This window comes from Streptomyces sp. NBC_01304 (assembly GCF_035975855.1).
In the GTDB taxonomy this organism is placed as follows: domain Bacteria; phylum Actinomycetota; class Actinomycetes; order Streptomycetales; family Streptomycetaceae; genus Streptomyces.
This window is the reverse complement of record NZ_CP109055.1, coordinates 503,908-524,154: the sequence shown is the minus strand read 5'-3', so window position 1 is coordinate 524,154 and position 20,247 is coordinate 503,908. Positions and strand designations below refer to the sequence as shown.

General features: G+C 69.6%; 16 protein-coding genes and 1 pseudogene. 10 read left to right on the top strand and 7 right to left on the bottom strand.

The annotated features are described in order from the left end of the window. The first annotated feature begins 571 nt into the window (after positions 1–571). Positions 572–1,987, top strand: coding sequence for a beta-propeller fold lactonase family protein (locus OG430_RS02250; RefSeq protein ID WP_327350650.1), 1,416 nt, complete (start codon positions 572–574; stop codon positions 1,985–1,987). Positions 1,988–2,126: 139 nt separating this feature from the next. Here OG430_RS02250 and OG430_RS02245 read toward each other — a convergent pair whose 3' ends face one another. After that, on the bottom strand, positions 2,127–2,471 hold the full coding sequence (locus OG430_RS02245; protein ID WP_327350649.1) for a hypothetical protein: 345 nt from the start codon (positions 2,469–2,471) through the stop codon (positions 2,127–2,129). 731 nt (positions 2,472–3,202) lie between these two features. On the opposite strand from OG430_RS02245, the gene OG430_RS02240 reads away from it, so the two are divergent. Further along, on the top strand, positions 3,203–3,865 hold the full coding sequence (locus OG430_RS02240; RefSeq protein WP_327350648.1) for a deoxynucleoside kinase: 663 nt from the start codon (positions 3,203–3,205) through the stop codon (positions 3,863–3,865). A gap of 123 nt (positions 3,866–3,988) precedes the next feature. On the opposite strand, the pseudogene OG430_RS02235 reads toward OG430_RS02240, so the two are convergent. After that, positions 3,989–4,398, bottom strand: a pseudogene (locus tag OG430_RS02235) (DUF2083 domain-containing protein); the annotation flags it as partial. A gap of 361 nt (positions 4,399–4,759) precedes the next feature. Between OG430_RS02235 and OG430_RS02230 the strand changes: the two are divergent. Continuing rightward, positions 4,760–5,284: a hypothetical protein gene (locus OG430_RS02230; RefSeq protein WP_327350647.1), complete on the top strand. Its 525-nt coding sequence runs from the start codon at positions 4,760–4,762 to the stop codon at positions 5,282–5,284. 181 nt (positions 5,285–5,465) lie between these two features. Here the strand turns inward: OG430_RS02230 and OG430_RS02225 are convergent, their stop codons facing one another. The 4 genes from OG430_RS02225 to OG430_RS02210 form a co-directional block, all read right to left on the bottom strand. Next, positions 5,466–7,919, bottom strand: a complete 2,454-nt coding sequence (locus OG430_RS02225) for an ABC transporter permease (protein WP_327350646.1) — start codon at positions 7,917–7,919, stop codon at positions 5,466–5,468. Next, positions 7,916–8,647 (bottom strand): ABC transporter ATP-binding protein, encoded by a 732-nt coding sequence (locus OG430_RS02220; RefSeq protein ID WP_327350645.1) that lies wholly within the window; start codon positions 8,645–8,647, stop codon positions 7,916–7,918. Before OG430_RS02220 ends, OG430_RS02225 begins: the two co-directional genes overlap by 4 nt. Continuing rightward, positions 8,644–9,231, bottom strand: coding sequence for a helix-turn-helix transcriptional regulator (locus tag OG430_RS02215; protein WP_327350644.1), 588 nt, complete (start codon positions 9,229–9,231; stop codon positions 8,644–8,646). The genes OG430_RS02220 and OG430_RS02215 overlap by 4 nt, the downstream gene beginning before the upstream one ends. 268 nt (positions 9,232–9,499) lie before the next feature. Continuing rightward, positions 9,500–10,306 carry a phosphotransferase gene (locus OG430_RS02210; RefSeq protein WP_327350643.1) on the bottom strand — a complete coding sequence of 269 codons (807 nt, stop codon included), beginning with the start codon at positions 10,304–10,306 and terminating at the stop codon, positions 9,500–9,502. Between the two features lie 167 nt (positions 10,307–10,473). Here OG430_RS02210 and OG430_RS02205 point away from each other — a divergent pair, with 167 nt between their 5' ends. After that, the gene (locus OG430_RS02205) at positions 10,474–11,049 is read left to right on the top strand and encodes a hypothetical protein (protein ID WP_327350642.1); all 576 of its coding nucleotides are present in this window, start codon (positions 10,474–10,476) and stop codon (positions 11,047–11,049) included. Between the two features lie 68 nt (positions 11,050–11,117). Here the strand turns inward: OG430_RS02205 and OG430_RS02200 are convergent, their stop codons facing one another. Then, complete coding sequence (locus OG430_RS02200) at positions 11,118–13,601, bottom strand: discoidin domain-containing protein (protein WP_327350641.1); 2,484 nt, start codon at positions 13,599–13,601, stop codon at positions 11,118–11,120. 396 nt (positions 13,602–13,997) lie between these two features. Between OG430_RS02200 and OG430_RS02195 the strand changes: the two genes are divergently transcribed. The 6 genes from OG430_RS02195 to OG430_RS02170 all read left to right on the top strand — a co-directional run bounded on the left by OG430_RS02195 (position 13,998) and on the right by OG430_RS02170 (position 20,116). Then, positions 13,998–14,681, top strand: a complete 684-nt coding sequence (locus OG430_RS02195) for a response regulator transcription factor (protein WP_327350640.1) — start codon at positions 13,998–14,000, stop codon at positions 14,679–14,681. After that, on the top strand, positions 14,674–16,203 hold the full coding sequence (locus OG430_RS02190) for a sensor histidine kinase (protein ID WP_327350639.1): 1,530 nt from the start codon (positions 14,674–14,676) through the stop codon (positions 16,201–16,203). Before OG430_RS02195 ends, OG430_RS02190 begins: the two co-directional genes overlap by 8 nt. A gap of 125 nt (positions 16,204–16,328) precedes the next feature. After that, entirely contained in the window at positions 16,329–17,609 is a 1,281-nt protein-coding gene (locus tag OG430_RS02185; protein ID WP_327350638.1) for an MFS transporter, read from the top strand. A 51-nt stretch (positions 17,610–17,660) separates the two neighbouring features. Further along, positions 17,661–18,182: a J-domain-containing protein gene (locus tag OG430_RS02180; RefSeq protein WP_442816429.1), complete on the top strand. Its 522-nt coding sequence runs from the start codon at positions 17,661–17,663 to the stop codon at positions 18,180–18,182. A gap of 256 nt (positions 18,183–18,438) precedes the next feature. After that, on the top strand, positions 18,439–18,807 hold the full coding sequence (locus OG430_RS02175) for an ATP-binding protein (RefSeq protein ID WP_327350637.1): 369 nt from the start codon (positions 18,439–18,441) through the stop codon (positions 18,805–18,807). A 412-nt stretch (positions 18,808–19,219) separates the two neighbouring features. After that, a complete protein-coding gene (locus tag OG430_RS02170; protein WP_327350636.1) occupies positions 19,220–20,116 on the top strand; it encodes a SigB/SigF/SigG family RNA polymerase sigma factor in 897 nt (298 codons plus the stop codon). Positions 20,117–20,247 lie beyond the last annotated feature (131 nt).

Here is a 20,247-nt window from a genome sequence, read left to right as displayed (position 1 = left end):
CCTGGCGGCGGCAGCGAAGCACGTTCACCAGTGACGCACCCGGCTAGGCGAACGGCCATTGCCTGGAGCCGGGGCTTCGTCAGCCCACCGATGCCGGTCAGCGCCGACGCAGAAATCCGGACCGTCCAACAGGCATGGGCCACACGGGAATTGCAAGATTGTCCACGGACCCTCCTCCCAGGCGACATGGCAGGTCACCAACCCCTGGTGCACGGTGTCAAGTTGCCGGACGGCCAGCTTCTGACCGAATGTGGACAACTGCGGTGGTTCCGCTCCGGGGTTGGTGAGGAAGCGGGAAGATTCCCGTGACTCGCCGGTCGCCGCTCCGTCGGGGTTCGGGCGGGGTGGGACCGTCGCGTCCCGGTCGCGGCCGCGGTGGTGCGCGACGTGCGCGTCATGTCCCCGAGTGGTGAGGGAGCCGCCGGCGGCGCGATGCGCGATGTACGGGGGCTCTGGCGCTGGGTGGTCGAGTGGATCGCTGGTGGCGGGGCCTGCGCGACCGCACCGCTGCCGGTTCCCGGATCCTTCGGATCTGCCGCCAGGGTGCGGATTCGATGAGGGGGGAAGTCCCATGGTTTCCGCACTTTCCAGACCCCGCCGCTCCCTTTCCCGCTGGGCGCGCCGGCTGACCTCGCTCGCTGCCGGTGGCGCTCTGGCGCTGACGGGCGTGGCAGCGCTCAGCGAGCCCGCCCACGCCGCTGCCGGCCCGAAAGCGTACGTCTCCAATTTCGGCGGCGACGCCGTCTCGGTGCTCGACACGAGCACCAACACCGTCACCGGCAGCATCAACGTCGGCAGCAATCCCACCGGCTTGGCGGTCAACCCGGCCGGCACACAGGCGTACGTCACCAACTTCGACGACGGCACCGTCTCGGCGTTCGACACGGGGACAGACGCGGTCACCGCGACCGTCCCCGTCGGCAGCAACCCCCTCACCGTCGCGTTCACCCCGTCGGGGACCCGCGCGTACGTCACGAACCTCTCCAGCAACACCGTCTCGGTCATCGACACCGCGACGAACACGGTCAGTTCCACCGTGCCGGTCGGCAACGCCCCGAACGGGGTGGCGGTGAACCCATCGGGCACCACCGCCTACGTGACGAACAACGGCGACGACACGGTCTCGGTGCTCAACACCGCCACCAACACGGTGACCACCACCGTCCCCGTCGGGGACAGCCCCTCGGCCGTGGCGGTCAGCCCGTCCGGGACCAGTGCGTACGTCACCAACAACGCCGCGACCACGGTCTCGGTCATCAACACCGCGACCAACACGGTCAGCGCCACCATCACGGTCGGGACCGCCCCGAACGGCGTCGCGTTCAACCCGTCCGGCACGCGGGCCTACGTCACCGATGGCGGCAGCAACGACGTGAAGGTCATCAACACGGCGACCAATGCCGTGACTGCGACCGTCCCCGTCGGCAACACCCCGGCCAAAGTAGCGGTCAGTCCCTCCGGCGCGGTCGTCTACGCCACCAACCGAGCCGACGACACCGTCTCGGTGATCGACACCGCGACCAACGCCGTCACCGCCACGATCAGCGGGTTCAGCAGTCCCTACGGTGTGGCCTTCGCTGCTACGCCGCCCTCGGCGGCGGCGGACATCGACGTCAACCTGACCGCTCAGCCGAACCTGGGCCTCCTGGTGCCCTACCTGAGCTACACCCTCACCGCCCACAACACCGGCCCCGGCGCCGTCACTTCAGCGACCCTGACCGCGACGCTCCCGCCAGGTGCCTCCGCCACGAACCTCTCCGCCGGATGCACCGCCGCCGGCACCACGGTGACCTGCACCTACGGAGCCATCGCCAACAATGCGAGCGTGAACAAGACCTTCCGCGTCCCGCTGCGTCTGCTGAGCCTCGGCACGGTCAAGGTCACCGGCCTGCGCACCGCCTCCGCACCCGCCGATCCCAACCCCGCCAACGACACCGCGGCCGTCTCCTGCACCGTCGTGTCCGTCATCCTCGTCACCTGTCCGTGACGCATGCATGTCAGGGCGGCCGCCACTGGACGTAGGCCGCAACCTGACCGCGTACTCAGTACCGCGAAGACCCCGGCCAGGACACAAAGCCCCTCGCCGGGGTCTTCCGTCATGTTGGGCGCACAAAGGTTGTGGATCTCTAGCCGACCGGCGGACCCAGGAACTTCGCCGGAGCCAGCTCGAGGAATCGCGACATCGCGATGTGAAGCAGGCTTGTCTCAGGGCTGTCGAGCTCGGCCACCAAGCTGCGGAACGTCAGCTCCAGGACCCGGCCACCGTCACGAACCAGGAGAGTCGTGATCTGGGCCCGCTGTCCGACCGGACCGGCGAGCATCGTGCGCATTAGCGCCTCGTCGCCGAACCCCCGCTGCTCCACCTGGAGCGGCTTGCTCGGATCATCGGCGGGTTCCACCACCTCAACAGGTATCGCCTGATCGCCGATGCTGATCGTCCACGCGGCGCACTGCGCGTACACCTGTCGCATGTCGGCCATCCAGCTCGCGGCGGCCTCGCTGTCCGCTCCGAAATCCCCTCGTCGACGACGATCGAGGAATCGGCGGTCGCGAACGAGGTCCTGACCTCTCTATCGGGCTTGTCGGTGAACGCCCGATTCAGCAGAGCCGTGCTCTCCGGGCTCGGTCCGGTCATGGGCGGCGGGTCCTCGTCAGACGAAGGCGCGGCCAACTCGGTGAATTCGTCCAGGCCTGCCTTGGCCAGATCGGCGGCCCTGACCAGCAGCCGCGCAAGGCCCCCGGACCGGGCAGTCGAGGACGATGACGAATCCGCAGATGCGCTCACAAGTCACCCATTTCTCAAGGGATGGATCGTGCCTGGTGGGCACCGTAGCCCCGTCGAGGGTCAGCGGCACCGGCGAAAGCGACACTGCTGAAACCCGCGCTTGCCGGGTGGTGCGCCTTCCGGCGTTCAGGAGGTGCGCGGTGTCGGTGCAGAGCAGGAAAGCGGGGTTCGAAGCGAGGGCGCGGGCGATGGCGACGGGCTGAGGCTCGAGCGATCGTGGTGGTGAAGGGCAGAGGGAGGCTCTGGCCGACGTGCGGCGAATCGTCATTTAAGATTCAGGGCGGTCCGAGGGCTGGGGTTCTTCGCGCAGTGCGTGGCAAGTGAGGAGCGGTCAGGCCGGCTCGTCGATGGCAGCGGCGTTTTTTCAGGGCCTTGGTCCGGACGGGATCACATGACACCCCCAGGGAGAAGTGAGGTATGCCGGTGATCTGCGTCGGAGGCATGATCGGCATTGGTAAGACGAGTGTCGCCGAACTGATTGCCAAGGAGCTGGGCAGCGACGTCTTCTACGAGAGCGTGGAAGACAATCCGATCCTCCCGCTCTTCTATACGGCGAGCCCTGAGGAGATACAGGCCAAGCGCTACCCGTTTCTGCTCCAGCTGTACTTCCTGCAGACGCGGTTCGCCGCGATCAAGGAGGCGTACAAGGAGGGCGACAACGTCCTGGACCGGTCCATCTACGAGGACTGGTACTTCGCCAAGGTCAACCATGACCTGGGCCGGATCAGTTCCCTCGAGATGCAGGTGTACGAGGGGCTGCTCAACGAGATGATGCGCGAGATCGACGGCCTGCCGTACCGCAAGGCACCGGATCTCATGGTCTATCTCAAGGCGGACTTCGAGACGGTGCTGCACCGGATCGGGCTGCGGGGCCGTGATTTCGAACAGGACGAGAGCCTCGTTGAGTACTACCGGACGCTGTGGTCCGGCTACGACGACTGGGTGCACAAGCACTACTCGGCCAGCGACGTCCTCGTCATCGACATGAACTGCACAGACGTGGTGAACAACCCCGAAGACGCGAACCGCGTGGTGCGGGAGGTCAAGGACGCCCTGGCAGCGGCTGGGCGTCGGGGCTGAAGCAGTCCGGACGCTGTTGCCGACGTCGCGGCGAGGACGAACTGCAGCGGCGCGCATGGCGTATGGCGGGAGGCCCGGACTGTCCGACTGTGTCCAGCGCGTGGCACGACCGTCCGCCTCGACGACGGGGTGCGGCACGCACGTGCTGCTCCGCTCGTCGACGGCGCGGGTGCGGCAGAACGGTGGCATGGCCCGCTGCGGCACTCGAGGCGCTCGCAGATGCGGCAGCCCATGCCGATGGGGGTGGCGGCGGCCGTGCCGGCCAGATCAAGGCCGTCGGCGTGGACGAGCCGACCGGCCTGGCGGATGTCGCAGCCGAGGCTGATCGCGAAGGTCTTGCAGCCAGGTTCACTCCAGCCGTCCTGGTGGCGGGTGATGGCGCGCGAGGTCCACAAGTAACGCTGTCCGTCCGGCATTTCGGCGACCTGGACCTGAGTGCGGCCGGGAGCGGTGAACGCCTCGTACCCGTTCCGCAGCGGGCACGCGCCGCCCGCGCGGCAGAAGTGCAAGCCGGTGGCGGGCTGCCGCCTGGACCTGGGACAGCAACACCCGACGGGTGTCGGTGAGTTGACACCGGGGCGGCTGAGGTGCCATGCCGTGAGGGAGGGCGGCCTGCGCCGATGACGGCACGTCGTGCATCCTCGATCGGGCGGGGACCGGTGGTGAGCCGGCCGCAAGGCCACTGCCCGAAGCCGCCGCAGCGCTGGGCAGCGTGCTGACTGCACAGCGACGTTCCCCTGGGTGGGCAGCACGCAGAACCTCAACTGAGGGTTTTGCCCTGTGAGGTGTGTTTGATCCCGGGTCAGGTTCCGCAATGACGTCCGCCTGGGTAAGGACGCGACGGGGTAGAACGGTTGGAGACCAACGAGAGGGGCGCGCCGAGTGGATGCCAGCGTGGCAGCGATACTTGGTGCAGCGATCGGTGCTGTCGGTGGTGTAGGCGGCGGACTGCTCACCCTCAGCACGCAGCTCCGGAGTCTCGATGCTCAGCATCGCGCAGAGGAGAGGCGGTGGCTCGCGGATTTGCGCCGCGAGACCTATACCGGCTTTGTCACCTGCGCGAAGGAACTTTCCAACGCCGTCTGGAAGGCATCCGATCTGCTGCACGGTGAAGCCGGCGTGCAAGATTGGGAAAGCGCCCGCTCCAGCGTGCACGACGCCTGGACGCGGTTCAGCGCCGCGGCGGCGGCGGTCACGATGGCCGGCCCGCACACTGTGGCTGCGGCGGCTGAGGATCTGCGTGAAGCTCTGAGGCAGTGGGAGCTGTTGACCGGCACCTGGATTCGAGACGCGATCCAGCAGGGTACTGGGCGTCTCGCGGAGCACGACGGGCAGTTCATGGCTGGGTTCGAGGCCAAGAAGCCTCTGGAGGTCGCGTTCCAGGTTGCCGCACGGCGGGCGTTGGGAACCGATACCTGAGTCGCCAGAAGCCGAGGGGGGCGGCTCGCGCCGGGTTCGTGTCCTGCGCCGTTGATGAACGCGGGTGGGCGGTCTGCTCAGGGTGTCGGCCGGCTCCGGAGATCCGCTTCTTCGGCGAGCGGTCTGCTGAGGCACTGGGCCCCGGCGGCGACTTGGCCGCCCTGCGGCGCGCCGCCACCTCTCACTCCAGTCGGCGCCGTGTCATCGAGTCGGGCTCCTTCCCGGCGGTGAGCCAAGCCGCGGCAGCGGCCAGCAGGGGCAGCGTGAGCAGGGCGAGGGCGAGCGGCAGGTAGGGGACGCGGGCGAGTGTGCTGAGGTCATCGGCGTAGGCGGCGAGCAGGATTGCGTACGCCCCGATCGTGCCGAGGACGACGCCGGCCAGGGCCAGGCAACCGGCCGTGGCGCCGGTGAGGCTGCGGCGAATGGTCCTGGTCGCGCCGGTGGCGGTGAGGGTGCGCAGGTCGTCGGTGGCTTCACCGCGGATGGTGCCGACGGTCATGGCGAGGACGCCGAGCGCGAGGACGGTGCCGCCCGCGATCGAAGCCCAGCGCAGGGTGGCGAGGCCGTCCTGAGCGTCGCGTACCTCGGTGACCAGGCCGTTGGACGCGGCCAGTTCGCGGGCGGTGGTGAGCTGGGCGGTGGTCAGGTCGTGGGGCGTTTGGACGAACCAGCCGACGGTCACGGTCTTGAAGCCGTGGCGCTGCGCGGCCTCACGGGTGAGGAAGGTATCGGGCACGGCGCTGTAGGCCGAGTCGCCGATGGGTTGCTTGCGGGCGATGAGGTCGCGTTGCGGGACGCCGAGGAGTTCGAGCTCGTCCGTGACGGGAGTGAGGACGTCGGTGTTGGCCTTGGCCGCGCCGAGGCTGAAGCCGAACTGCCGCGCTGCCGCGGGCGTGGCGACGTACAGGGCAGAGCTGCGCCAAGTGCTGGAGCCGGCCTTGCGGCCCACTTCCATGACCGGTCGGCCGCCGCCGTCGTCGATGTTCCCGCCGCGGGACTGCGGTGCGTCGGAGGCGTACGCCATCGTCAACGGTGTTGCGGTGGTGCCGAGTTGGGCTGCGTACTGATTGACCGTCTTACGTACCTGATCGAGCTCCTGGTCGCCGATCTGCGGGACGACGGGGGCGTCGGAGCCGATCCGGATGAGGAGCTGGTTGGCGGCCAGGTTGCCGTCCTTGGCCGAGTTGAGGTTGACGGCGGCCAGCACCGAGATGGCCACCGGGATGCCGATCGCGAGAGTGATGGCGGCCAGCGCGGCGCCGGCACGTGCCTGGTGACGGCCCAGGTCGCGCAGGGCGAGCCGGGTGGTGAAGGGCATTCGCGTGGCCGTCGCGGCCACCAGCCGGATCAGCAGGGGGCTGAGCAGCAGCAGGCCGAGGACGACCGCCACGATGCCCAGGGAGATGAGCATCCCGTTCGTCTGGTGCGCGGCGATCAACGCGCCGATGCCCGCCGCGAGCAGGACCACTGCTGCCCACAGCGACTGCCGGGCGGGCACGGGACGTGGTGGGCGCGCGGAGAGCGCCTCGGCCACGGGGATGCGTGCCACGGAGCGGGCCGGCCACCAGGCCGCGAGGGTCGGCGCGAGCACCGCGAAGAGCGTCAGCAGGACGAGCAGCCCCCAGGGAAGCGAGAATGCCCCGATGCGGTGCCCGGCGCCGTTCTCCATGCGCGGGGCGATCGGCAGCCACGCGAGTACGCCGATGAGCAAGCCGAGTACGGCAGCCGCCAGTCCGGTCATGGCGCCGTGGGCGAGCAGGACGAGCTTGAGGTGGCGTGTGGTCGCGCCGAGCGAGGCCAGGACGCCGAGTTGGCGCAGGCGGCGCTGAGCGGTCACCGCGAAGCCGGCCGCGGCGACCAGCGAGACGAGCAGCAGGGCCACGGTGGCCAGCGCGAACACACCGGTGGTGATCGGCGCCGAGTCGAAGTCCCCGCGCTGCTGTGTGAACTTGGGGCCGCTGTCGATCTCGCGATACGCGGAGTACTCCTCGGACGTGGCGGCGGCCAGGACGACCAGGTTGACGGCCGGACGAGCTGCCACCGCAGTGCCGGGAGCAGTGAGGGCGAAGGTGTCGGTGAGTTTGTGGGGGTTCTCCACCAGACCGACGACCGTCAGGTGCTGTCCGTCCAGGGTGACTGGGGATCCGACCTCGGCGCGCAGGAGGTCGAGGGCGGACCTGGTGAGAGCGACCTCTGAACTGCCCGTCGGGTAGCGTCCGTTGATCAGCGCCAGCATCGGCGATCCGAAGCGGCCGTGCGGATCCTGGGCGCGGAGGTCCAGCGGTTTGACGGATCCGGGAACCGGCACGCTCCGGTGGCCGATGACCTCTACGTCGCCCATCTCGGCGCGGGCGGTATCGGCCTGGACCTTCAACTGCTCGGGGCTGGTTGCTTCCAGCCTGATGCGCTGCTGGGCGGAGCCGAACGTCGAGGATGCGGAGTCCGGATAGGCATGGGCGGCGGCGAGTCCGCACACGGCGGCGGCCACCGTGAAGGCGACAAGAGCGACGAGCAGGACCTGCTGACGCCACTCGCGGCGCAACAGCCGCCAGGCCCAGCGCACCACGGCACTGCGCGCCGGCAGCCCGCCGTTGAGCCCCCGCCCCGGCGACCGGGTGGGGGCCGCGATGCTCACCGGTCCGACTCCTGCCCGGACGACAGCAGGGCTTCGGGGCCTTCGGGTTCCGGGCCCGAGTCGATGACGCGGCCGTCCCGGACGAACACCACGCGGTCGGCCCAGGAGGCGAGTTGGGCGTCGTGGGTGACCAGGACCGCGGCGGCGCCGTCCCGGCAGGCGGCGCGGATCAGCCGCATCACGCCCTCGCCGGTGTCGGAGTCCAACGCGCCGGTGGGCTCGTCGGCCAGCAGCAGCCGGCGGTCGCCGACCAGGGCGCGGGCGATGGCGACGCGCTGACGCATGCCGCCCGAGAGCTCGTCGGGGAAGTCGTCCGCACGGTCGGCGAGGCCGAGTTCCTCCAGTGCGCGCATCCCTTCCCGGCGGGCTTGCTTGGCCTTGATGCCGTCGAGTTCCAGCGGCATGGTGATGTTCTCCACCGCGGTCAGTCCGGCCAGCAGGTTGAAGTCCTGGAAGACATAGCCGATGTGACGTCGGCGCAGCCGGGCTCGTTCGTTGCCGCTCAGTTCCGACAGGGCGGTCCCCTCGATCCACACCTCGCCCTCGGTCGGCTCCTCCAGGCTCCCGGCGATCGTGAGCATCGTGGACTTGCCGGACCCGGACGGGCCCATCACGGCCACCAACTCACCTGCCCGTACGGCCAAGTCGACGGCGTCGAGCGCGTGCACGGCGGCGGTCCCGCTGCCGTAGGTCTTCGACACCTGACGCATATCCAGTACGGCACTCATCGCACGGCTCCCCGAAGTCGGCGGGTACGGGTGGACGCGGCGGCGTCGGACCGAGCGGACGGCGCGACGAGCGTGTGGTTCTTCAACCGGCCCTCGACGGCGTCCAGCCACCGCACCACGGACTCGAGGCGGAACAGTTGGGCATCGGCGACGAGGAGCAGCGACAGGTCGTCCGCCGCGTCCTCCTTCAAGCGGGTGTACTGCTTCATCTGCGCGATGGTGTGCCGCCGGTGCGCCTGCAGCACGTCCCGCACATCGACCCCGGGCAGGCGAAGGCCCACCAGCACCTTGATGACCAACTCATCGCGCGGGGGCGCATCCGCGGGCGGCGGCGTACGCAGCCACACATCCAGCTCTTCGGCTCCGGCAGGGGTGATCTGGTAGAGCTTCTGCGGCCCCTCCGCGGTGTCGTCGGGGTCGGACTCGACCAGGCCGTCCCGCTCCAGGCGTTGCATGGTCGTGTACACCTGGCCGGTGTTGAGCGGCCAGACCTCCCCGGTCCGTTCCTCGAACTCCTGCCGCAGCCGAAGGCCGTACTTCGGGCCCTCGCTGAGCAGGGCCAACAAGGCGTGACGCACGCTCATTTGGGCTCTCCCACTCTGTTGTGTACTGGGTAGAGTACTCAGTACACAACCGGGCGCAAGAGGTCGGCGGATGGCCGTGGTTGACGAGGGATGATCCTGTTTGGTGCGGGCTTCCCTCGCGTTGGCCAAGCGCTCCCAGGCAGGACCGCCCTGCACGCGGCGACGACCCCGCACCGCACTTCGTCGGGGGCCGGGCGGGTATTGGGCGCCAGGAGATGGCCTGCTTGCCGCGCCAGAAGGCACTTTGAGCGGTCGGGCCCGGGCAACCTCACATCCGGGATCTCAGTGCGTCGACCTCACATCCCGGCGTGAACGGGTCGAAGCCGTGCTCGATGAGCCAGCGAACTCCCAGCAGGCTGCGCAACGACCACCACGCATGGATCACGTCGAGGTCGACACCGGGGCCATACCCGGCGACGACGTCGCCGAGGTGCTCCTCGTGTCCGAGCATCAAGGTGGCGAGGTCGTACAGGGGATCACCCTGGCCCGCCTCGGACCAGTCGATGATGCCCGTGATCTCGTTGCCGATGCCGATGCCGATGCCGATGCCGATGCCGATGCCGATGCCGATGCCGTTGCCGTTGCTGTCGACGAAGACGTGGGCGATCTGCAGGTCGCCGTGTGTGAACGCAGGAGCCCATGGCCGGAGCGCGGCCTCGGCGACCTGGCGGTTGCGGGTGACCAGGTCGGCGGGCAGGACGTTGTTCCTCACGAGCCATTCGCACTCGCTGTCGAGCTCCGCCGCCAACGCGTCGAGGTCCCGGCCGGCCCGGCCGGTCCAGTGGGGCAACGGCGCGTCGTGCAACTTCCGGACCGCGGCACCCGCCGCGGCCCACGCCTGGGGCGACGCGGTAGACGGCTCGCCGAGGCGGCCGAGCGCCTTCCCCGGGACTGCGGCGAGCGCGAGCACGGGCGGCTTGCGCCACAGAACCTTTGGGGTCGGGACCGGCGCCAGTGCCATCGCCGCGACCTCGACGTCGATGCGCGCCTGATCGGCGTCCACTTTCAGGAACACGTCGCCGACGCGCAGCGTCGCGCGCTCGGAATGGGCAACGACGACCTCGACCTCATCCATGGCGGCCAGTTTCCCGGATCGCCGAACACGTCGCCGCTGAAACGGCTCGCCGCCTTCCGGGACCTGACCAGGGGACGTAGCCACCAAGATCCTGTCCGGCTCTGGTTCACTTCGTACGGTGTAGTGACGCTCAGTCCCACCAACAGGGCACGTTTACGGAGGAGTCAGTGGCGCACGCGTCGGAGAAGCCGTTTCTGATGCCCGTCTCGGACGTGTTCCGCCCGCAGCAGGGCCGAGTGGTCATGGCGGTCGGCCTGATCGAGCGAGGCCGCGTGCGTCAAGGCGACGTGGTGGAGATCGTCGGCCCGGATGGCGGCGCGACCGCCGTCGTCGCGGACATCGAGCAGAGCCGGACGCGCATCGGGGAGGCGAGTGCGGAGATGAACGTGGGGCTGTTCCTGCAGGACGTTGCCGCGGACGCCGTGGGGCGGGGTCAGGTGCTCGCGATGCCGGGCTCGATCGGCGCCCAGGTCGCGTTCAGTGCCGATATCACCCTGCTGTCCGAAGAGCAGGGCAGCGGGGACGTTGGCTCCGGCGATCGCCTCCTTTTCTACCCCCGCACCGCCGCTGTGTGGGGCACCGTCACCCTGCCCGAGGGCGCCGACGTGGTCCGGCCGCTTCACGGGGGCGAGGTGACGGTGGTGCTCGACGAGGCCGTTGCCCTGGAGGAAGGCCAGACCTTCGCGTTCCGTCGCAAGGGTCGCGCTGCCGGCTCCGGCACCGTGACCCAACTCCTGCGCTGAGGGCCAGGAGCGGAGCCGGTGCCGGAGCGTCGCACCCCGCCCTTGGCCAACCCTGCTGGGGCGTTGTGTCAGCCGACGGTGAGGAGTTTCGCTGTGCTGGGTACGCCCTGCGCGTTCATGGCGAAGAGCATGTACGTGCCCGGCAGCGCCACTCCGGGATCGGTGGGGATCGTCACCTCATAGGCTCCGGTACCGGTTTGACGGGACGTCAGCGGCACGCGTCGCTGGTCGTTGTCCGTCGAGTGGGTGGCTGCTCCGGCCCGCACCAGGACGAACGAGGCCACGGAGGAGTCGGTGGTGACGGTCAGTTGGGCCCCGTTGGCCGCCCGGGCCGGGACGCCTCCGGTGATCACGGGGCGGGTCTTCTCGGTGCCGTCGGCGTTGAGGAGATAGGGCGGGGTGAACACGGCGCCGTCCGCATGGTTGGTGGCGCAGTCGCCGCACAGCCCGCCGCCCCCGGAGAAGATCCGCCCGTCCGGCAGCAGACTGGCCACGGAGTGGTAGTTGCGCGGCACGGCCATCGAGGCCATGCGTGTGAACTTGCCCGTGGCCGGGTCCCAGATCTCCGGTGTCATCGCCGAGGTCGCGTCGCTGAAGGGCAGGGGGTTGGACTGGCCGCCGAAGGTGGCGACCTTCCCGTCGGGCATCACGACACTGTTCGCGAACGACCGGGCGTAGGCCATGTCGCCGGTGCGCGCCGCGAGGGGTTGGCCGCCGCTGTTCAGGTCCACGGTGTACGCCCGCCGGGTGGCCGGGGTGTTCTCGTACGCGGTGGCGCCGCCCAGGGTGAGGAGCTTGCCGGTGTCGTACGCCACGGCGTTGCCGTTCATGGCGTCGGCGCTGTCGGCCCGGTTGCCGGCGGGGGAGATGCTGCCGTGGCCCGTCGTGGAGATCCAGTTCATTTGCTTGCTCGGGCCCAGGTGCAGCACGCGGCCGCCCGAAGTGGCGTGCAGCCATTGGTGGTTGTCGGCGCGGTAGGGGCCTGCGGGGTCCGCGGTCATGGTGGTGGTGACCGGCACGCCGGACAGGGTGCGCCAGGTGCCGCTCGCGGCGGACCAGACCTCGCCGCCCTTGTTGCCGTTGCCGCCGCTCCAGGAGCCGCCCAGGACGAACGCGTCACCGGTGGAGAGGGTGGTCATGGCCTGGTAGCCGCGCGGGATGTTCATGTCCGCGGTCGAGGTCCAGGCGTCGGTGGCGGGGTCGTAGATGCTGGCGCGTTCGGCGTTGCTGCCGCCGGTGACCAGGATGCGTCCGTCGCGCAGGATGGCGATGCCGGGACAGAACATGTCGTGCCGGGTGTTCTCGATGCGGCGCTGGGAGACGGTGCCCGTCGTGAGGTCCCAGATCGCCGTCTGCGTATAGCCGTTGCTGCCGCCGAAGCGGTCGATCCCGTACGCGGACCACACCAGCATCTTGTTGTTGGGCAGCACCGCGGCGGCCACCGGCACCAGCGGGAAGCCGGTCAGCTTGCCCCAGGAGCCGTGCACGGCGGGTTGCGCGGGACCGCTCAGACGCAGCTCGGCCGCCGACGACCACGGTCCGCGGTTGCCCGCCTCGGAGGTCGCCGTCAGGCGGACGTAGCGGGCGGTGACGGTACGCGTGAACGTGGCGCCCTTGACGGTGTCGTCGTCCTTCCAGGTGCCACCGGCCACGGGCGCGCCGAACGTGGTGCCGTCGGTGCTGGTGGTGATCGAGTACGCGCCGATGCGGCCGTTGGCGCCGGAGCGCCGCGGTTGGTAACTGAGTGCGGAGACAGCCCTGTTGGTCTGCATGTCGATGGTGATGTGGTGCGGCAGTGCGGTGGGTGTGCCCGACCACTTGCTGTGCCACATCGTGTCGGCGTCGCCGTCGAGGGCGAGGGCGGCACGATTGTCGGCCGAGGTCGTCTCCTGGTCGCTCGCGGTGGCGGTCCAGCCCTCGCGCGGCAGGTCCACGACGGAGGCCGGGGCGCCCGGGTCGCCCAGCAGGTTGATCTCGGCGGCGGACGACCAGGGGCCGCGATTGCCTGCCTCGGTGACGGCGGTGAGACGGATGAAGCGTGCGCCCTTGGGGGCGAAGCTCAGCGTCTTGGTCGTGGCATCGTCGGCCAGGGTGCCGGTGGCCACGGCTGCGCCCCACGTACTGCCGTCGCTGCTGAGGTGCACCGCGTACTGGCCGATCCGGCCGTTGGCGCTGTTGGTGCGCGGTTGGTAGACGAGTGCGGAGACGACCGCGGTGCGGTGCATGTCGAGGGTGATGTGGTGCGGCAACGGCGCGGCGGTGCCCGACCACTTGCTGTGCCAGATGGTGGCCGTGTTGCCGTCCAGCACGTTGGCGGCGCGTCCGTTCTCGGCGGCGGTTTCCTCGTCGCTCGCGGCGGCGGTCCAGCCGTCGCGGGGCAGTTCGGGCGCCAATGGCGCCATCGCGGAGGCGGGTGCGGCCGGGTGGTGCGGGGCCGGCGGCGGGTCGGTGGCGACCGGCGCCGGGGCCGCGTCCGGGGCGGCCTGCGCCCAGGGGAGCCCTCCGGTCAGCGGGAGTAAGGCCGCGAGAACGACGATCAGAGCGAACAGCATGAGATGCGTCGACCGGAGTCGGTACAGGCGTCGTAATGCAGGTCTGTCCGCCATTTGGTTGCCCCCCAACCATCTGGCCGCCCCCCGGCGGCACCACTGGGCATGACCATGCCAGCATGTGTGCAAGATGTAAAGAAGCTGAAATGGCGGTGAAAATGCGCTGGTTGAGGGGTGGAACGCCCTGAGCCTGAAGGATTCGGGATGAACCGCGCTGAACGAAGGATCGTGACCTGCACGCCTCGCGGGAGTGAAGCTCGCGGGAGCGAAGGCACAGCTGTCCGGCGCCGAAGGGCCGAGCTCCGAATCTGACGAGCGCCTTAACAGCCCCTTAGATCCCTTAAAGACCTTTAAGGATAAATATCGCCCTAGATCGCCACTGCCTTCAGGCTGAAGGGCATGGACATCCTGGTGGTCGAGGACGACCCTCAGATCGCCCGGGCCCTGAACAGGGGTCTGGCGGCGGAGGGCTTCTCCGTCACGCACACGCGTGACGGGCTGACCGGCCTGGATCTGGGACGAAACCGGGTGTTCGCGGCGATCATCCTCGACCTGATGCTGCCGACGCTGAACGGCTACCGGGTCTGCGAAGAGCTGCGGCGTGCAGGCGTGACCACACCGGTGCTGATGCTGACGGCCATGAGCGGCGAGCTGGACGAGGCCGAGGGCCTGGACGTCGGGGCGGACGACTACCTGCGCAAGCCCTTCTCCTACGTGGTGCTGCGCGCCCGTCTGAACGCCCTGATCCGGCGCACCGGCGCGGGGACGACCACCGAGGGGCTGCTGCGTGCCGGGCAGCTGTGGCTGGACCCTGCCACCCGCCACTGCGGCCGCGGCACCGACCGGATCGCCCTGACCGGGCAGGAGTACGCGGTCCTGCACTGCCTGCTGCGTGCCGACGGAAAGGTGGTGTCCAAGGAGGAGATCCTCGCCGAGGCATGGGATGCGGCATACACGGGTGGGACGTCCATCGTTGAGGTCTACGTCAGCATGCTGCGCCGCAAGATCGACACCCCGTACGACGTCCACAGCATCGAGACGGTGCGGGGCGTCGGCTACCGGCTGGCGGCCGACGATGCCTAGCCGTCTGCAGCGCCTGCCGACGCGGGCTCGTACCGCGCTGACCGCGGGCTGTGCCGCCCTGCTCCTGGCCGGCGGCGGCGCCTGGTTTCTGCGCCACAGCCTGTACGAGCACCAGCTGGCTGCGGCCCGCGAGACATCCTTGGTGCAGGCCCGCCTCATCGCTCTGGACCTGCGCAAGGACGGCCACCCGAGCGGAGCTCCCGGGGAGCCGACGGACACGTCCTGGATGCACTGGCTGCTGACCCCGGATGGCGCCGACGCCAACTGGATGGCCGCGGCCTTCCCGGGGGTGGCCCGCGCACTGCCCCGCGCACCCGCCGGGACCCCTGCGGGCTGGAGCGAAAGCACCACGGTGCACCTGCCTGCCGTGCGGCCCGGGTGCGGCTTCGGCGAGCAGCCAGCCCCGGAGCAGCAGGCGAAGGCCGCACACTGCGAGTCCCTCGCAGCTCCGCTCGCCGGTCAGACGCTGACGCTGGTGGCCACCACCGCCGTGCCCGCAGGCAAGACGGAGGCCGATCGCTATACGGTCTACGTCCCCGTGCTCCCCTTCACCGCCCGCCGGAGTACGGATGCGCTCGACCCCTACCTGCTCGCAGGCGTTCCGCTGTCCGCCGCGGTGGTGGCGCTGGTGGCGTGGTTCGCGACGGGGCGCGCACTGCGTCCGGTGGAGGCCATCCGTACCCGGTTCGCCGCCATCACGGCCCAGCACCTGGAGCGCCGCGTGCCTGTCCCTCCTGCCGAAGACGAGATCTCTCGTATGGCCGTCACCATCAACCACACCCTCGACAGCCTGGAGCGGGCCGACGTCCAACAGCGCCGGTTCGTCGCCGACGCCGCGCACGAACTGCGCAGCCCGCTGGCGGGACTGCGTGCCGGCCTGGAGGTGTCGCTCGCCCACCCGGAGCACACCGACTGGCCGCAGGCCACCCAGGAGGCCCTGGACTCGGTGGCCCGCCTTCAACTGCTCGCCGACGACTTGCTGTTCCTCGCCCGGCCCGACAGCCAGGGCGCCGACCCCATCGACCTCCGGGTGGACCTGAGCGACCTTGCCGGTGACCTGTGCACCGAAGCGCGCCACGCCCACCCCGACGGCCCCGGCGTCACCTTGCAGGCGACCGATCCCGCGTACGTACGAGGTCATGCCGGGCAGCTGCGGCGCCTGCTGCGCAACCTGCTCGACAACGCCGTACGCCACGCCCGTTCCCGCGTCACCCTGACCGTCTTTGCCGAGGAGGGGCGGGCGCACTGTCTGGTGGCCAACGACGGCTCGCCCATCCCCGCCGCCGACCGCGAGCGGATCTTCGAACGCTTCACCCGCCTCGACGAGGCCCGCAGCCGCGACGAGGGCGGCAGCGGTCTGGGCCTGGCCATCGCGCGCGCCATCGCGCAGCGCCACGGCGGCACCCTCACCGTGTCCGACCCGCCGCCGGGCCAAGGGGCCGCCTTCCTGGTGTGCCTGCCCAGCAGTCCGCCGCCCGAGGCCGAGCCCGACGACTCCGACCCTCCGGCGCCGGCCGCCTAGCGCGCCCGTACAGGAAGAAGACCTCCCACCCCCGCATTCCTTCCGAGGTAGCGATGAACCCGGCGAACACCCCCGACGAACCCCGCCCGCAATCCGACGTATTGCCTGCGGATACCCCCGACCAGGTGGCCGCTACGCCGCCGGCACCGGAGGCAGCTGCCGCTCCCAAGCGCCGCGGCAGCATGTTCCAGTCCTTGCGGATCCGCAACTACCGGTTCTGGTTCGCGGGCCAGGTGCTGTCCAACATCGGCAGCTGGATGCAGCGGATGGCCCAGGACTGGCTGGTCCTGACCCTGACCGGCAGTACCTTCGCGATGGGTGTGACCGTCGCGCTGCAGTTCATCCCGATGCTGGTGCTCGGGCTGTGGGGCGGCGTCATCGTGGACCGCGTACGCACCCGCCGGCTCCTGGCGGGCACCCAGACCGCGATGTGCGTACTGGCCGTGGTGCTCGCGGTGCTGACCCTCACCCATGTCGTGCAGACGTGGCACGTCTTCGTGCTGGCGCTCCTGCTCGGCCTGGTCACGGTGATCGACAACCCGGCCCAGCAGACCTTCGTGGCCGAACTGGTCGGCAAGGACGACCTGCCCAACGCGGTCGCCCTGAACTCCTCGACCTCCCAGGCGGCCCGCCTCATCGGCCCGGCCGTCGCCGGTCTGGTGATCCACGCGGTGGGCACCGGCTGGGCGTTCGCCGCCAACGCCGTCTCGTTCCTCGCCGTACTCGCCGCCCTCGCCCTGATGCGGGTGGGCGAACTGCACGAGGGGCGCAAGGTCGCCAAGGCCAAGGGGCAACTGCGCGAGGGACTCCACTACGTCGCTGCCCACCCGACGCTGCTCTGGCTGATGGTCCTGGTCGGCGTCGGCGGCACCTTCGCCTTCAACTTCCCGGTTCTGCTCGCCAGTTACACCACCGACGTCCTGCACGACGGCGCCAACACCCTCGGCCTGCTCAACTCCATGCTGGGCGTGGGCTCGCTGGCCGGATCGCTCATGGCCGCCCGCTGGGCCAAGCCGTGGATGGCCCTCGTGCTGGCCTCGGGCGCGGCCTTCGGCCTTCTCGAAATGATCCTGGGTGTCCTGCCCGTCCACCTCTGGCTGTTCATCGTGGTCCTGATCGTGACCGGAGTCGTCGCGGTCGTCTTCAACGCCGTCTCCAACTCGACCACCCAGCTCAGTTGCGAGCCCGAGATGCGCGGCCGCGTGATGGGCCTCTACATGCTGGTCTTCCTCGGCGGCACGCCCATCGGCTCCCCGCTCATCGGCTGGTTCGCGGAGGCGTACGGAGCCAAGGCGGCGTTCCTGCTCTGCGGCGGCGTCACCCTCGCCGCAGCCGCGTCGATCACCCTGGTCCTGTCCCGGATCGACCGCGCATCCGTCGAGCCCCGCGTCGAAGTCCCGGCCTGAACATCGAAACCAGCATCCAGCTCGAAACCACCAAGTACGAGGAATCGCATCATGACCGAACGCAAGCCCCTGGGAATGACCGTCGAGTCCTGGGTCGACAAGCAGATCCGCGAGGCACAGGAGCGCGGCGAGTTCGCCAACCTGCCCGGCATCGGCAAGCCAATACGTGATCTCAACGTGCCGTACGACGAGATGTGGTGGATCAAGCAGAAGATGGCCCGCGAGGGCCTGATGGCGATGATCAACCCGGTCCTGGCCCTGCGCAAGGAGGCCGAGGACGCCCTGGCCGAGGCGGCCGAGGCACCGTCCGAGCGCATGGTGCGGAACATCCTGGAACCGGTCAACGAGAAGATCACCGCCATGCTCCGCATGCCACCTCCCGGACCGCACCTCGGCCGCAAGGAGATCGACATCGACGAGGTGCTCCGCGAGTGGCGCGAGGCCCACGAGAAGCCCGCCTGGACTGACCACCCCGGCAAGGACACCAGCCCACAATCGGAGCCGAAGCCGAAGCCGAAGTCGAAGCACGACTGGAAGTCGCGGCATTTCCACCGCAGCGCCCGCAAGCACTAGGAGGATCAGAAGCAGTTGTGACCCCATGCGGTGAGGCCGCCCAGGTCAGCATGGTTCGTGCTCCCTCTCCCGGAGGGGTGTGCCACAAGCCGCGGGATTGCCGATCGCGTTGGCGGGGAATGACCAGCGGACGGAACCAGCCGCACCAGACATGTGCGGCCCCGGCGTGAAGGGCCGGTCGTTCTTGGAGGGGAAGTGATTCGCCATGCGTACGCATCGGCGTACCCATCGGCGTTCTGGGCGAGTGGAGTATCTGTTGCCCTACGATCCGGCTTCGCCCCGGCGGGCGCGCGAGCTGACCGAAGCGTTTCTTGCCCGCCCCCGTCGGCGGACGGCGAGCGTCGGCGACGAGCGGGCCGATGACGCGGCCCTCGTCGTGTCGGAGCTGGTCACGAACGCCACCCGGCACGGTCGCAGTCTGTGCCGTCTGCGGCTGAAGGTGGCCGATGACCGGGTGACCGTCGAGGTGTACGACAGCAATTGCGCCCTGCCGCGCATCGGGCCGCTGACCGAGGACGGCGAGAGCGGACGCGGCCTGGCCATGGTGCGGAGCCTGGCGCAGCACCTCGATGTCACCGCAGCCGCCGCGGGCGGCAAGACGGTGCGGGCCGTCCTCGCCGGCTAGGGCACGGCGCGCCGTCACCGGCCCAGCAGCGGCCCGGGCTCGCACTGCTGCCAGGAAGGCGAGTTGGGCCCGGCGAAGTCCTGGGCCTCTTCGCCACATCCCCTGCGGATTCTCGACCGCGAACCAGCTGTTGATGTTGACGTGGAGACTGCAGAACCACGTGGTGGTCGCGGATCGTGTGGGCTGTGCTCAACCACGTTGCGCCGTTTGTGGATCCTGTTGTCGAAGGCAGTTGACCGGGTGTCTGTGCACCCCCGTCGTGCTTCTGAACGCAGGTGCCTGCCGTCGATGTGGCATCCATGGCTCGATACGGAGCGTCAGGTCACGGGTGTATTACGGCTGTTGGCGGGTACTGGCCAGTGCACGATGCGCTCTCGGCCCGAGGGCGCCCCTATTCATCTTGGGAGCGGCGATGGCGACCGTGGCAGGCATCGATCCAGTCAGCACGAACTCGTACGCGGAGCGACATACCACCGGCCCGGGCTCCGCAACTGGCGCGCCGGGCCTGGAGGATCTGCCTCGCCTGCCCGAACCCGGCAGCGTGAACGCCGCCGACGCACGGGCCTTGTCCAAGGTGCTGTTCGAGCGGCTCGACGCGCTGGAGGAAGGAACTCCCGAGTATTCCTATGTGCGCAATTCCCTGGTCGAGCTGAACCTCGCCCTGGTGCGCTACGCCGTCGGCCGCATGGGCGTGCGCGGCGAGTCCTACGAGGACGTCGTCCAGGTCGGAACCATCGGGCTGATCAAGGCGATCAACCGTTTCGATCCCCAACGCGGCCTGGAATTCCCCACCCTGGCCATGCCCACCATCATCGGCGAGATCAAGCGGTTCTTCCGCGACACCACCTGGGCCGTGCACGTCCCGCGCCGCCTGCAGGAACTGCGCATCGAGTTGAACAAGGCCACCGCCCGGCTCGAGCAGCGCGACGGCCACCGGCCGACCGCGCCGGAACTCGCCGCGTACCTCGGCCTGGACGAGAACGACGTCATCGAAGGACTCGTCGCCGCCAACGGCTACACCGCAGCATCCCTGGACTTCCCGAGCGACACCGAGAGCCCCGAGGACACCCTCGCCGACCACATCGGCTACGAGGACCTGGACCTGGAAAAGGTCGAAGACCTGCACGCGCTCAAGCCGCTCCTTGACGCCCTGCCCGACCGCGAACGCAAGATCCTCGCCCTGCGGTACGGCGCCGAGATGACGCAGAGCGCCATCGGCAAGGAACTCGGCATCTCGCAGATGCACGTCTCCCGCATCCTGGCCCGCACCCTCGGCGGCCTGCGGTCCCACCTCACCGCGCGGCGCTGACCCCACACGCGGCGGATGCCGCACCGCTGCGCCCCGAGGACATCCGTGAGACGACGCAGCCCCGCCGGAGCACCGGCGGGGCTGCGTCGCATCGCGGGCCGGCAGGCGTGGGGTGAGGCGACGAAACGGCC